Genomic DNA, 12,500 nt, shown 5'->3' with positions numbered 1-12,500 from the left:
TTATAAATGAGGAGCGCGGCAAGCGCCAGCCCTCGTTGTGGTGTTTTGGTTCGGGAGGTTTCGATGATGCTTGAAGGGAAGGTCGCCCTTGTCGCCGGCGCAACGCGCGGTGCCGGCCGTGGCATCGCGGTCGAGCTCGGCGCCGCCGGCGCCACCGTCTATGTCACCGGGCGCACGACGCGGACGCAACAGTCGCACTATGGCCGTCCGGAGACGATCGAGGAAACGGCTGAGCTGGTCACGGCGCAAGGCGGCAAGGGCATTGCCGTCCAGGTCGATCATCTGATTGCCGACAATGTGCGCGGACTGGTCGAGCGTATCCGTGCCGAGCAGGGCCGTCTCGATGTCCTGGTCAACGACCTGTGGGGCGGCGAAAAGCTGTTCGAGTGGAACAAGCCGGTCTGGGACCACGATCTCGAGAACGGCTTGCGGCTGCTGCGCCTCGCCATCGACACGCATCTGATCACCGCGCACCACGCGCTGCCGCTGATGATCGAGCGGCCGGGCGGGCTGCATGTCGAAGTCACCGACGGCACGGCCGAATACAATGCCGACCACTACCGGCTGTCGCCGTTCTACGACCTCGCCAAGGTGGCGGCGACGCGCATGGCATGGGCGCACGCCAAGGACCTCGCGCCACATGGCGCCACGTCGGTCTCGCTGACGCCCGGCTGGCTGCGTTCCGAAATGATGCTGGAGGCCTTCGGCGTCAGCGAGGCGAACTGGCGCGACGCGACCGCCAAGGTACCGCATTTCGTCATTTCCGAGACGCCGCGCTTCGTCGGCCGCGCCGTCGCGGCGCTGGCCGTGGATCCGGAGCGGTCGCGCTGGAACGGGCAGTCGCTGTCCAGCGGCGGGCTGGCGCAGGTCTATGGCTTCACCGATCTCGATGGTTCGCGCCCGGATGCCTGGCGCTATGTCCCGGAGGTCCAGGATGCCGGCAAGCCGGCCGATGCGACCGGGTATCGCTAAAATTGCGCTAGGCCGAGCGACCGTCGAAGTCGAAGATCTGGACCGCGGCAACGTCGATGCCGTCGAGGCAATTGATGTTGACATAGGCGCTGCGTTCGCTGCCGTCGCCGACGTCCTCGGCGAAGGGATGGATGCCGCAGGAGCGGCAGAAGCGATGGGCGATGGCGCCCTTGCCAAAGGTGTAGCGGCCGAGATCGTCGCCCCAGGCGAGCAGCCGCAGGTTCCGATGCGGCACCGCCCAGAGCAGCGCCGCCTTGCGGACGCAGATCGAGCAGTTGCAGCGTACGGCCCCGCCGAGCTCGCCCTCGACCTCGAACGCCACCTTGCCGCAGTGGCAGCCGCCTTTGTAGAGCATCGTTCCTTCTCTCCCTTCGGCCCGGCAGTGCAAATATGCCTGATCCAACTCTTTGTTGGAGCATGACCCTTCCGAAAACCGGTTCCCACTTTTCGGGATCATGCTCTAAAGACGTTGCAGCCTTGCGGAGTCCGACACCGAACATGCACCCAGTCCGCGATCATCTCGAAATTCTGCTGTCGCGTCTGGCGGCCCGCGCGAGCAACGAGAGCGTGTTCGTGCGGCTCTACCCGGAAGCAGCGCGAGCCGCCGCCGACGCCAGTGATGCGCGGCGGAAGGCCGGCGTGACGCTCGGGCCGCTCGATGGCACGATCGTCTCGATCAAGGATCTGTTCGACGTCGCCGGCGAGCCGACCACGGCCGGCTCGCTGATGCTCAGGACAGCGGCCCCCGCCTTGCGCGATGCCGCGATCGTCGGCCGGCTGCGCCAGGCCGGCGCGGTCATCCTCGGCAAGACCAACATGACCGAATTCGCCTTCACCGCGATCGGCGACAACCAGCACTACGGCACGCCGGGCAACGCGACCGACGCCAGCCTGATACCGGGCGGCTCGTCATCGGGCGCCGGGGTGTCGGTGGGTGAAGGAACCTGCGACATCGCCATCGGCTCCGACACCGGCGGTTCAGTGCGCATCCCGGCATCGCTGAATGGCGTGGTCGGCTTCAAGCCCACGGCGCGGCGCGTACCATTGGCCGGTACCTATCCACTGTCCGCGACGCTGGATTCGATCGGACCACTGGCGCTGAGTGTCGCCGCATGCGCCGTTGCCGACGCCGCGATGGCCGGCAAGGAGATGCCGCCCCTGCACCTGCCGTTGCCGCTTGCCGGTCTTCGTGTCGGGATCCCGCGCGGTGTTCTTTTCGACGACACCGAAAGCGAGGTGGCGACCGCGTTCGATCGATGCCTGGGCAAGGTCGAGCAGGCCGGCGCGCGGATCGCGGACCTGTCGGTCGAGGACCTGCTTGCCGACATGCGCGCGGCGACCAGGCGCGCCACGATCGCGTCGATGGAGGGCGCCGAGGTCCATGCCGACTGGCTGGCGACGGGCGCATCCGTGCCGGTCGATCCGCATGTCAGCGGGCCGTTATCGCGCGCCCTGGCTATCCCCGCATCGGTCTATATCCGGACACTACGCCGCCGCGCGGCGCTGGCCGCCGCGATGGACGAGCGCCTGGCCAGCGTCGACGTGCTGGCCCTGCCGACGACGCCGATGACCGCGCCGACCATCGCCTCGATGGCAAGCGACGCGGCGTTGCGTGACCGGATCGAAGGTCTGCTACTGCGCAACACCCAGGTCGCCAACCAGTTCGATCTCTGCGCGATCTCGCTGCCGATGCCTGGAACGGCACGCCCGGCCGGGCTGATGCTGGTGGCGCGCAACGGCCAAGACCGGCATCTGCTGCGCATCGCGGCAGAAGTGGAGCGGCTGCTCGGTTGATGACCGGCGCGTCGTGTCAGCGCGACGAACAGTGCCGGCGCTCGCTTGGCCTCGCGGTCCGTTCGATGCCGGTCGCGACCAGCGTCCGCACGATCTGCCGCTTGCCGTTGAAGGTCTGGGTCCTGGTCTCGATCGAGCCGGCAATCACGATCGTGCCGGCGTAGAGCTTGTCCTGGAGATCGAGCGCCTTGTCTTCCTGCGGCAGGCCGTCGATGTCAATCACGACGCCCCTGATGATCTCGCCGGTGGCGAGCTCGAGCGCGCTGTTGGAAGGGCAGGGCGCCGCGATGCAGCGCAGGCCGTTGTCGCAGAACACATAGCCGTCCTGCCCTTCAGCCAAGGCCTGTACGGCCGTGGCGCAGAGGCTCGCGGCTAGAAGGGAAAGGCGGGCGATGAACATGGCGGCAATGTCCCCGTCGAATCCGTGAAAATTGAGGCACCGCCGGTGACGAGCTACAGGTCGACCGGGAAGCGCCGCCGGTAGTGAGCGGTCACTTCCGGGTTGCGCAGATTGACAGGCAATTTGTTGGCGAGCACCAGCAGCGCTTCGCCGGCGGCGCCGACGCCCATGCGCATCATCGATTCCTCGGTGATCCCCGCCATGTGCGGGGTGACGATGACATTGTCGAAGCCGAAATAGGGATGGTTCGGCGGCAGCGGCTGCGTCGCAAAGACATCGAGCGCGGCACCGCCGATGCTGCCCTTGCGCAAGGCCTCGATCAGCGCGTCGTCGTCGACCACCGGCCCGCGCGAGACATTGATCAGCAGCGCGCTGGGCTTCATGCGCGAAATCCGCTCGCGGCTGATCAGGCCGCGCGTCTCCGGTGTCAGCGGGCAGCAAAGCACGACGATGTCGCTCTGCTCGACCAGGGCGTCGATCGACAGGAAGCCGACTTTGTCGGGCGCCGGGCGCATGCTGCGCGTCGTCGCCACCACATTGAGGTCGAAGCCGTGGGCGGCGATATGGCCGACCGCCTGGCCGACCGCGCCGAGGCCGACAATGCCGATGGTCTTGCCGGCGAGCTCGGTGTTGGCGTTGGCGTGGTCGCGTCCGGCGAGCCAACCCTTGGCGCGCAGGTCGCGGTCGACCATGCGAAAACGCCGAAGCAAGGCCAGCGTCACGAACATCACGTGCTCGGCGACCGAGCGCGCATTGACCGCCGGCACGTTCGCCACGAGCACGCCGGCGGCTGTCGCCGCCTCGACCGGGATCATGTCCAGCCCGGCGCCATGCCGGATCGCGGCGCGCAGCTTCGCGGCGCCGTCGAAAAGCTCTGCCGGCAGCGGCGCACGGACGATGACGATATCGGCATCCTTCGCTTCGGCGGCAAGCGTCCTGCCATCGAGGGCGGAAGCGACGACCAGCCTGCCCGCCCCGGCCAGCATGGCGGAGGCGCGCGGATGCAGCGGATGCGTCGACAGGATTCTGGGCATGTGGCTCCCGTTTGTTTGCCGCATTTCCGCGACGCCAGGCGATGCCGCCTGGCTGCAAAATGCTCTAGGCCTTTTCGAGCGCCGGGCTCGTCGGCTCCATCCCGCGGCCCTCGATCAGGCCTTTCCAATAGCTTTCGGCGCCCTGCAGATGGGCGTTCATCAGCGCCTGGGCGAGGTTGCCGTCGCGGCGCAGCAGCGCCTCGTAGATCTGGATGTGCTCGGCATGCGAGCGCACGCTGCGCTCGGGGTCGTTGAAATAGATCGGCAGGCGCTGCTCGCCCATCAGGTAGTAGACGCTGCAGATGTTGTGGAAGATGCCGTTCTTGGTGGCGCGCACGATCTCGAGGTGGAACTCGCGGTCTTCCTTGGCCAGGCCCTCGCCGGCGGCGATGCGCTCCTCAGAGGCTTTCAGGATCTCGCGCAGCCGCTCGAAATTCTCCTCGGTGGCGCGCGAGCAGGCAAGCTCGGCGGCCTTGATCTCGTGGATCTTGCGCAGCTCGACCGTTTCGTAGATCTGGATCGGATCGAGCGGCAGGCCGGCGCGGGCGAACAGAGCCAAGGCTTCGACGCTCGCCTGCTTGGTGTCGACATAGATGCCGGATTTGGCGCGGCGCTCGACGATGCGCATGGCCTCGAGAATGGCCAGCGCCTCGCGGATCTGGCCGCGGCTGACTGAGAAATGCTCGGCCAGTTCACGCTCCGACGGCGTGCGGCCCGTCTCCTTGTCCGAGCTGGAGAACAGAAAGGCGGCGAGTTCCGCGAGAAGGTTCTTTTCTTTCATCGTCAGCAGCGTTGCGCGTGCGCCTCCAGGAACCGTTCCGAAATTGTGAATCCCAATCCGGGCTTTTCAGGGATCGCTATCATACCGTCCTTCGCTTCGACAGTCTCTTCGACAAGATCGTGGATCATGGGGTTGGCGCCGAGCGAATATTCGACGGTGAAGCTCGCCGGCGACGCCGCGCAGACATGCAGACCGGCAAAGAAGCAGGGCGCGCCGGCCCACAGATGCGGCGCAAAACGCAGGTTGAAGGCGCTGGCGATGGTGCCGATCTTCATCGCCTCGCTGATGCCGCCGCAAAAAGCGGGGTCCGGCTGGAAAATGTCGGCCGACTTCAGAACGGCGAGATCGCGGAAGGCGTAGCGGGTCGCCTCGCTCTCGCCGGTAGCGATCGGGATGGTGGACGAGGCCCGTACCTCGGCCAAGCCCGGCTTGTCGTCGGCGATCACCGGCTCCTCGAACCAGGCGAGGTCGAGGTCGCCGGCGAGTTGGATGAAGCGCTTTGCCTCGGCCACCGTATAGGTGCCGTGCGCGTCGACCATCAGCTCGACTTCGGGGCCAAGCGCCTCCCTTGCCGCGCGGACGCGGGCGGCGGAAATATGCGGGGCGCCATCCATGGCGCCGATGCGCATCTTCAGCGCCTTGAAGCCCCCCTTGGCGATGTAGGATTTGAGCTGCTCGCCGATGGTCTCGGCCGGCGCCCAGCCGCCGGAAGCGTAGGCCTGCATGCGCTCGACCTTGCGGCCGCCGAGCAGCCGCCAGACAGGCTGGCCGAGCGACTTGCCGAGGATGTCCCAGAGCGCGATGTCGACGGCGCTGATGGCGGCAACGCTCATGCCACGCCGCGCCAGCTGCGGCATGGCGTGCCCGGCATGGGCCGCAGTGTGGTGGCGCACGCCGTTGTAGAGCATCTCCCAGATGACGCCGATGTCGGCCGGGTCGCGGCCGACGAGCTGCGGCCCAACCTCGTGGTTCAGCATATGGACCAGCGCGCCATAGCTGCCGGCGCTGCCGGCGGCGTTCTTGCCCTCGCCCCAGCCGACCAGGCCGTCATCGGTTTCGACGCGCAGGATGGCGGCGTCGAACGTCGTCACCTGACCGAAATCGCTGCGGTGCTGCTTCGCCGCTGCGATCGGTATGCGAACCCACCAGGCTTGGACCGTCTTGATGCGCATGGCCATCCCCGGCCCCGCCGCCCGTTCGGGCGGAAGGGCGTCTTCCTTTCGACCGGCTATTTGATCAGCGGCAGCAGCGTTTCGGCGGTGATGCGCATCTGGTCGGTGTAGAACTTCTCCGTCAGCACGCTGGAGCCGTGATCCTGGATGAACTTCAGCTGCTCGGGCGAGATGTCGACCGGATGGCGCTCGACCATGTCGGGATAGGGCGCGGCCGGCGTGCGGTCGACGGGGGCCACAAACTCGTTGGTCAGCGCGCCGTCGTAGCCGATCTCCTTCAGCGTGCGCACGATCCGCGGCCAGTCGATCTGGCCGAGGCCGGCGGCGAAGCGGTTGTTGTCGGCGACGTGGAAGTCGAACAGGCGTTTGCCAACCTGGCGGATGGCGTCATAGACGTTAAATTCCTCCATGTGGATGTGATAGGCGTCGAGGCAGACGCCGCATTCCGGGCTGACCGCGTCGGCAAGCGCGAGCGCCTGCGCGCCGCGGTTGAACAGATAGGTCTCGAAGCGGTTGAGCGGCTCGACCGCGACCTTGACGCCGACCTTCTTGGCGTGCGCGAAGCACTCGCGGGTGGCGTCGACCACCCAGCCCCATTCCTCCGCCTCGGTGCCGTCGGGCACCACCTTGCCGACAGTGGCGGGAACCAGCGTGATGATCTCGCCCTCGAGCTCGCTCACCATGGTCAGCACGTCCTTGACGTATTGCACCGAGCGCTCGCGCTGGCCCTGGTCCTTGGCGGCGAGGTTGCGTTCGCCCAGCATCAGCGTCACCGAGCCCCAGCAGCGGATGCCGTGCTCCTTCAAGAGCGCGCGCGTCTCCTTGGTCTTGTACTGCTCGGGCTCGCCGGAAATCTCGATCGACTCATAGCCGAATTTCTTGATGCGCTTCAGCGTCACCTCCAGCGGCTCCGCCCGCATCCAGTTGTGCGTCGAAAGATGCATGGTCTATCCTTCCCAGAATTCGCCTGTCGCGTTCTCCCGCGGCGCTCTCCCGCGGAGCCCGCCGCCAGTTTCCTCCCCAAGGCGTTCCAGCATTTTTTTGGCAAACTGGTTCGACCAATTGGGCCTTTTTGATGGTCTACAGCAATTTCGAATGGACGGCAAGAAGCCGACCAACGCCGCCCGTTTACGAAGTTACCGTATTGAATAATATGTAATTTTTCGATCGCGACGGATTGCCCGTGGCGCGGTTTTGCCATGCTCGGCCGCTTGACCAAACAACATTATTTGGTAATACCAGAATTGCGGCGTGTTCAAATCGCCGACATGAAAGACCAAAGAGACTGGCCCCGTCCGCAATCGGCGCTATGCTCGGTCGCGATGAAAAAAGAGGGAGGATGCCGATGCCGTCGACGATGAAGGGTCCCGGTCTGTTTCTGGCGCAGTTCGCGGGCGATGCCGCGCCGTTCAATTCGTTGCCGTCGATCACCAAATGGGCCGCCGGTCTGGGCTACAAGGGCGTGCAGATCCCGACCTGGGACGCGCGGCTGTTCGACCTGGAAAAGGCGGCGACCTCCAAGGCCTATTGCGACGAGGTGAAAGGCATCTGCGCCGATGCCGGCGTCGAGATCACCGAACTGTCGACGCATCTGCAAGGGCAACTGGTGGCGGTGCATCCGGCCTATGACGCGCAGTTCGACGGCTTCGCGCCGGCTTCGGTGCACAACAATCCGAAGGCCAGGCAGCAATGGGCGGTCGAGCAGATGAAGTTGGGCGCCAAGGCGTCGAAGAACCTGGGGCTGAAGGCCTCGGTTTCCTTCTCCGGAGCGCTGGCTTTCCCCTACCTCTACCCATGGCCGCAGCGGCCGGCCGGGCTGATCGAGGAGGCTTTCGCCGAACTCGGCAAACGCTGGAAGCCGATCCTCGACGTCTATGACGAGAACGGCGTCGACATCGGTTACGAGATCCATCCGGGCGAGGATGTGTTCGACGGCGCCACCTTCGAGATGTTCCTCGACGCGGTGGGCGGCCACAAGCGCTGCAACATCAACTACGACCCGTCGCACTTCCTCCTGCAGCAGCTCGACTATCTCGAATTCATCGACATTTACCACGAGCGCATCAAGGCGTTTCACGCCAAGGACGCGGAGTTCAATCCGACGGGGCGGCAAGGCGTCTATTCCGGCTATCAGGGCTGGACCAACCGGGCCGGGCGGTTCCGTTCGCTCGGCGACGGGCAGGTCGATTTCGGCGGCATCTTTTCCAAGCTCACCCAGTACGGCTACGATTCCTGGGCGGTGCTGGAATGGGAATGCTGCCTGAAGCATCCGGAGGATGGCGCCGCCGAAGGCGCGCCCTTCATCCAGCATCACATCATCCGGGTGACGGAGAAGGCGTTCGACGACTTCGCCGGTGGCGCGACCGACAAGAAGGCGCTGCGCGCGATGATGGGAATCTAATACCGCTTTTCCCTCCCCTCGAGGGGAGGGTGGCCCAAAAGGGCCGGGCGGGGTCGGCTCGAACTCCACGCTCGGCAACCCCACCCGATCCGCTGCCCGGATCGACCTCCCCTCGAGGGGAGGCAAGCACCAACGAGGGAGACAGGAATGGTCGGCGCATCGAAGTCGGAAACGGGAGGCGGCCCGATCCGCTATGGCATGGTCGGCGGCGGGCAAGGCGCCTTCATCGGCGCGGTGCACCGGATCGCGGCCAGGCTGGACAACGACTTCGTCCTGGTGGCCGGCGCGCTGTCTGCCAACCCGGAGCGCGCCAAGGCTTCCGCCGCCGAGCTCGGGCTCGATCCGTCACGCAGCTATGGCTCCTATGCCGAGATGGCCAAGGCCGAAGCCAAGCGTCCCGACGGCATCGAGGCGGTGGCGATCGTCACGCCCAACAACGTGCATGTGCCGGCGGCCAAGGCGTTTCTCGAGGCCGGCATCCACGTCATCTGCGACAAGCCGCTGGCGACCACGCTGGCCGAGGCGAAGAAGCTGGCGACATTGGTCGAGAAGACCGGCAAGGTGTTCGTGCTCACCCACAACTACACCGCCTATCCGATGATCCGCCAGGCGCGCGAGATGGTGGCCAAGGGCCAGCTCGGCGACATCCGCATCGTGCAGTCGGAATATCCGCAGGACTGGCTGACCGAGGATCTCGCCGCGACCGGCCAGAAGCAGGCTGCCTGGCGCTCCGACCCGAAGCAGGCGGGCGCCGGTGGCGCGCTCGGCGACATCGGCACGCATGCCTACAACCTGGCGCGCTTCGTCTCAGGGCTGGAGCTCGATACGCTGTCGGCCGATCTCGACGCCTTCGTGCCGGGGCGGCAGCTCGACGACAACATCAACGTCATGCTGCGCTTCAAGCCGGTCGGCAAGGCGCATCCGGCCAAGGGCATGATCTGGGCAAGCCAGGTCGCGCCTGGCCACGAGAACGGGCTGAAGCTGCGCATCTATGGCTCGAAGGGCGGGCTGGAATGGGTGCAGGCCGATCCGAACTATCTCTGGTATACGCCGTTCGGCCAGCCGAAGCAGCTTTTGACCCGCGCCGGCGCCGGTGCGCTGCCGTCCGCCGGGCGTGTTACCCGCGTTCCGTCAGGCCATCCGGAGGGCTATCTCGAAGGCTTCGCCAACATCTACCAGGAAGCGGCCCGCGCCATCCGCGCGGCGCGCAGGAAGGGCGGCAAGCCGGCAAAGGATGTCGTCTTCCCGACGATTGCCGACGGCGTCGAAGGCATGGCCTTCATCGAGGCCTGCGTGAAGTCGTCGAAGAAGAATGGGGCGTGGACGAAGCTCTAGGGGTGTCGATATTCAGGTGAGGCCGGTCTGCGAACGGCGGCTTCCTGCGCTTCCGGTGCTCGCGTACTTAAGTGCGCTCCGCTCCGGTACTCGGAAGCCACCGTTCTCGACTCGGCCTGACCTGAATCTCATCCCCCCTTGATCGAAGGTGATGGGGAGGGGTCGATGAAAATCGGCATGTGCATGTTCCTGTGGACGACCAGCGTCTCGAAGAAGCATGAGGCGCTGTTGAGAGACATCAAGGCGACCGGCTTCGACGGCGTAGAGATCCCGGTGTTTTCCGGCGCGCCCGACGACTACAAGAAACTTGGCGACCTGCTCGATCGCATCGGCCTGGAGCGCACCGCGGTCTCGGCCATGGGCGATCCGGCGATGAACCTGATCTCGGCGGACGCCGCGACGCGCAAGGCCGGCATCGACTACATGAAATGGGCGATCGACTGCAGCGCCGCCCTTGGCGCGAACAGGCTGAGCGGCCCGCTGCATTCGACGCTCGGCGCCTTTTCCGGCAGCGGCCCGACGGCCGCCGAGAAGAAGCGCTCCGTCGCTTCCCAGCGCGCCATCGGCGACCATGCCGGCAAGAAGGGGGTGACCATCGGGTTAGAGGCGCTCAACCGCTTCGAATGCTATCTGTTCAACACGATGGACGATCTGTCCGAGCATATCGACGCGATCGACCGGCCGCACATCAAGGCGATGTACGACACGTTCCACGCCAACATCGAGGAGGCCGATCCGATCGGCGCCTATACGCGCAATCGCCGGAAGGTCGTCCACATCCACATTTCAGAGAATGATCGCGGCGTGCCGGGCCGGGGCAATATTCCCTGGAAGGAGACGTTCTCGGCCATCCGCAAGAGCGGTTACGACGACTGGCTGACCATCGAATCCTTCGGGCGTTCGCTGAAGGACCTGGCTGCGGCGACCAAGGTTTGGCGGGATTTTGCCGAGACGCCGGAGGCTGTGTATCGGGAGGGGTACCAGCATATCAGGGATGGGTGGAAGAAGGCGGCTTAGAATGGCCGTCCGACGAGCGCCGCGATCCTTCGCGCCCCCCTCTGTCCTGCCGGACATCTCCCCCACAAGGGGGGAGATTGGCGGCTGCGGCGCTTAGCTCAATTCGGCAACGTAGGAGATTGGCGAAAGCCGTGGTCGTGGCTGATCTCCCCCCAAGTGGGGGAGATGCCCGGTAGGGCAGAGGGGGGCGCTGTCCCGTCGACCTCTCGCAAGATTCTGCTAGCGAGGACTAACCCCGCTCATCCTGCAGCCTATTATAATCATGCAGCGTGCGGCTGAGCCGGCGACGCAGGAAGTTCGAGATGTTGTCGAAGACGAAGACGACGGCCAGCGTCAGCAGCACCATGTAGAAGACGTTGGCCCAGTTGGAATTGGTGCGCATCGCTTCCCAGAGCTTCAGGCCGATGCCGCCGGCGCCGACGGCGCCGATGATGGTGGCGCCTCTGGTGTTGGATTCCCACTGGTAGAGCGTCTGGCTGATGAAGACCGGCAGCACTTCCGGCAGCACGCCGTAGCGCTGCACCAGCAAGCCATTGGCGCCGGTCGACTGCACGCCTTCGCGCGGCTTGTCGTCGATGTTCTCCAGCGCCTCGGAATAGGTTTTGCCGAGCGTGCCGATCTCGGTGAAGAAGATCGCGGCACTTCCCGCCAACGGGCCGGGTCCGAAGGCGCGGGTGAAGAACAGCGCCCAGATCAGCATGTCGACCGAGCGCATGAAATCGAAGAAGCGTTCCAAGACCTGGCTGAGCAGCCCGCTCGGCGTGATGTTGCGGGCGGCGAAGAAGGCGAGCGGGAAGGCGACGATGCCGCCGAGCAGCGTGCCGAGGAAGGCCATGACGATGGTCTGCAGCAGTTTCGTCCAGACATCGCCATGCTGCCATTGGGCGTTGTTCCAGATGTTGTCGGCGGCAAGCGCGATGTTCGATGTTCCGGGCTTGAGCTCCGGGCCGGAAACCAGCAGCGAAGCCACTTCGCCGGCCGGCTTGCCGAAGAAGGGCGAGCGCGTGTCGAAGACGAAATTCGCCCAGCCGAGGAAGCGCTTGCGCACCTTGACGCGGTCGACGGTGACGCGCACCTCGCCGACGAAGCCCATCCTGGCGACAATTTCGTCGTCATGCGCGGTGATCCAGTCGGGCACCGGGCCCGAGATCACCGGCTTGCCGCCGGTCAGCGACACGGGCACCGTCTGGCCGTTGGCGACAATCACGGCTTTGGTCTTGTCGAAGGTGACGGATTTGGCCGGTCCGTCGATCAGCACGGTGAAGGTGCCGTCCGGGTTCCTGATCACCCAGTCAGGATTGGGGTTCTCGCCAAGCGCTGAGAAGCGCGGATATTTCGGCGTGATCTCCGGCTGGTCGAGGCGAAACTCCGGCTGCAGGTCGTAGCTGATCCATTGCGCCAGAAAGAGCGGCAGGCGCTCCCAGTGCGACTCGCGCAGCACCTGCGGCATGCTGAAGAACCACAGGGCGTAAGCGAGATACAGGACAGTTCCAGCGACCAGGAACAGCGGGCCGAAACGCTGGTAAAGCGGCCGGCGGAAGACGTGCGGGTAGCGCGCCTCGATCGACAGAATGTCGTCGGCGGTTATGGCCAT

12 protein-coding genes are annotated in these 12,500 nt (G+C 65.5%); 5 read left to right on the top strand and 7 right to left on the bottom strand.

Annotated elements, in window-relative coordinates; all coding sequences use genetic code 11:
- Positions 1 to 63 precede the first annotated feature (63 nt).
- A complete protein-coding gene (locus PU724_RS04115) occupies positions 64 to 972 on the top strand; it encodes an SDR family oxidoreductase (RefSeq protein ID WP_354419820.1) in 909 nt (302 codons plus the stop codon).
- A gap of 7 nt (positions 973 to 979) precedes the next feature.
- On the opposite strand, the gene PU724_RS04110 is transcribed toward PU724_RS04115, so the two are convergent.
- Positions 980 to 1,327 carry a GFA family protein gene (locus PU724_RS04110; protein WP_292171070.1) on the bottom strand — a complete coding sequence of 116 codons (348 nt, stop codon included), beginning with the start codon at positions 1,325 to 1,327 and terminating at the stop codon, positions 980 to 982.
- Between the two features lie 143 nt (positions 1,328 to 1,470).
- Between PU724_RS04110 and PU724_RS04105 the strand changes: the two genes are divergently transcribed.
- Positions 1,471 to 2,766: an amidase gene (locus PU724_RS04105; protein WP_292171071.1), complete on the top strand. Its 1,296-nt coding sequence runs from the start codon at positions 1,471 to 1,473 to the stop codon at positions 2,764 to 2,766.
- A 16-nt stretch (positions 2,767 to 2,782) separates the two neighbouring features.
- Here the strand turns inward: PU724_RS04105 and PU724_RS04100 are convergent, their stop codons facing one another.
- From PU724_RS04100 to PU724_RS04080, 5 genes are all read right to left on the bottom strand, one after another.
- Positions 2,783 to 3,166, bottom strand: coding sequence for a hypothetical protein (locus PU724_RS04100; RefSeq protein WP_292171074.1), 384 nt, complete (start codon positions 3,164 to 3,166; stop codon positions 2,783 to 2,785).
- 53 nt (positions 3,167 to 3,219) lie between these two features.
- Positions 3,220 to 4,200, bottom strand: coding sequence for a hydroxyacid dehydrogenase (locus tag PU724_RS04095; RefSeq protein WP_354419817.1), 981 nt, complete (start codon positions 4,198 to 4,200; stop codon positions 3,220 to 3,222).
- A gap of 64 nt (positions 4,201 to 4,264) precedes the next feature.
- On the bottom strand, positions 4,265 to 4,981 hold the full coding sequence (locus PU724_RS04090) for a FadR/GntR family transcriptional regulator (RefSeq protein ID WP_127284123.1): 717 nt from the start codon (positions 4,979 to 4,981) through the stop codon (positions 4,265 to 4,267).
- A 2-nt stretch (positions 4,982 to 4,983) separates the two neighbouring features.
- Positions 4,984 to 6,153, bottom strand: a complete 1,170-nt coding sequence (locus PU724_RS04085) for a mandelate racemase/muconate lactonizing enzyme family protein (protein ID WP_320256124.1) — start codon at positions 6,151 to 6,153, stop codon at positions 4,984 to 4,986.
- A gap of 56 nt (positions 6,154 to 6,209) precedes the next feature.
- The gene (locus PU724_RS04080; RefSeq protein ID WP_127310228.1) at positions 6,210 to 7,097 is read right to left on the bottom strand and encodes a sugar phosphate isomerase/epimerase family protein; all 888 of its coding nucleotides are present in this window, start codon (positions 7,095 to 7,097) and stop codon (positions 6,210 to 6,212) included.
- Between the two features lie 401 nt (positions 7,098 to 7,498).
- Between PU724_RS04080 and PU724_RS04075 the strand changes: the two genes are divergently transcribed.
- From PU724_RS04075 to PU724_RS04065, 3 genes are all read left to right on the top strand, one after another.
- On the top strand, positions 7,499 to 8,554 hold the full coding sequence (locus PU724_RS04075; RefSeq protein WP_320320994.1) for a sugar phosphate isomerase/epimerase family protein: 1,056 nt from the start codon (positions 7,499 to 7,501) through the stop codon (positions 8,552 to 8,554).
- 147 nt (positions 8,555 to 8,701) lie between these two features.
- Positions 8,702 to 9,889: a Gfo/Idh/MocA family protein gene (locus tag PU724_RS04070; RefSeq protein ID WP_320320993.1), complete on the top strand. Its 1,188-nt coding sequence runs from the start codon at positions 8,702 to 8,704 to the stop codon at positions 9,887 to 9,889.
- A 165-nt stretch (positions 9,890 to 10,054) separates the two neighbouring features.
- Positions 10,055 to 10,906, top strand: a complete 852-nt coding sequence (locus PU724_RS04065; protein WP_354419814.1) for a sugar phosphate isomerase/epimerase family protein — start codon at positions 10,055 to 10,057, stop codon at positions 10,904 to 10,906.
- A gap of 229 nt (positions 10,907 to 11,135) precedes the next feature.
- Here PU724_RS04065 and phnE read toward each other — a convergent pair whose 3' ends face one another.
- Complete coding sequence (gene phnE, locus PU724_RS04060; RefSeq protein WP_354419812.1) at positions 11,136 to 12,500, bottom strand: phosphonate ABC transporter, permease protein PhnE; 1,365 nt, start codon at positions 12,498 to 12,500, stop codon at positions 11,136 to 11,138.

Source organism: Mesorhizobium abyssinicae (assembly GCF_049887195.1).
GTDB classification, from domain to species: domain Bacteria; phylum Pseudomonadota; class Alphaproteobacteria; order Rhizobiales; family Rhizobiaceae; genus Mesorhizobium; species Mesorhizobium abyssinicae.
This window is presented reverse-complemented; position numbering and strand designations above follow the sequence as displayed.

What these genes read in the sequence shown, in the direction of transcription:
- PU724_RS04115 (WP_354419820.1), top strand. Translation starts at nt 64, where the DNA reads ATGATGCTTGAAGGGAAGGTCGCCCTTGTCGCCGGCGCAACGCGCGGT.
- PU724_RS04110 (WP_292171070.1), bottom strand. Translation starts at nt 1,327, where the DNA reads ATGCTCTACAAAGGCGGCTGCCACTGCGGCAAGGTGGCGTTCGAGGTC.
- PU724_RS04105 (WP_292171071.1), top strand. Translation starts at nt 1,471, where the DNA reads ATGCACCCAGTCCGCGATCATCTCGAAATTCTGCTGTCGCGTCTGGCG.
- PU724_RS04100 (WP_292171074.1), bottom strand. Translation starts at nt 3,166, where the DNA reads ATGTTCATCGCCCGCCTTTCCCTTCTAGCCGCGAGCCTCTGCGCCACG.
- PU724_RS04095 (WP_354419817.1), bottom strand. Translation starts at nt 4,200, where the DNA reads ATGCCCAGAATCCTGTCGACGCATCCGCTGCATCCGCGCGCCTCCGCC.
- PU724_RS04090 (WP_127284123.1), bottom strand. Translation starts at nt 4,981, where the DNA reads ATGAAAGAAAAGAACCTTCTCGCGGAACTCGCCGCCTTTCTGTTCTCC.
- PU724_RS04085 (WP_320256124.1), bottom strand. Translation starts at nt 6,153, where the DNA reads ATGCGCATCAAGACGGTCCAAGCCTGGTGGGTTCGCATACCGATCGCA.
- PU724_RS04080 (WP_127310228.1), bottom strand. Translation starts at nt 7,097, where the DNA reads ATGCATCTTTCGACGCACAACTGGATGCGGGCGGAGCCGCTGGAGGTG.
- PU724_RS04075 (WP_320320994.1), top strand. Translation starts at nt 7,499, where the DNA reads ATGCCGTCGACGATGAAGGGTCCCGGTCTGTTTCTGGCGCAGTTCGCG.
- PU724_RS04070 (WP_320320993.1), top strand. Translation starts at nt 8,702, where the DNA reads ATGGTCGGCGCATCGAAGTCGGAAACGGGAGGCGGCCCGATCCGCTAT.
- PU724_RS04065 (WP_354419814.1), top strand. Translation starts at nt 10,055, where the DNA reads ATGAAAATCGGCATGTGCATGTTCCTGTGGACGACCAGCGTCTCGAAG.
- phnE (WP_354419812.1), bottom strand. Translation starts at nt 12,500, where the DNA reads ATGGCCATAACCGCCGACGACATTCTGTCGATCGAGGCGCGCTACCCG.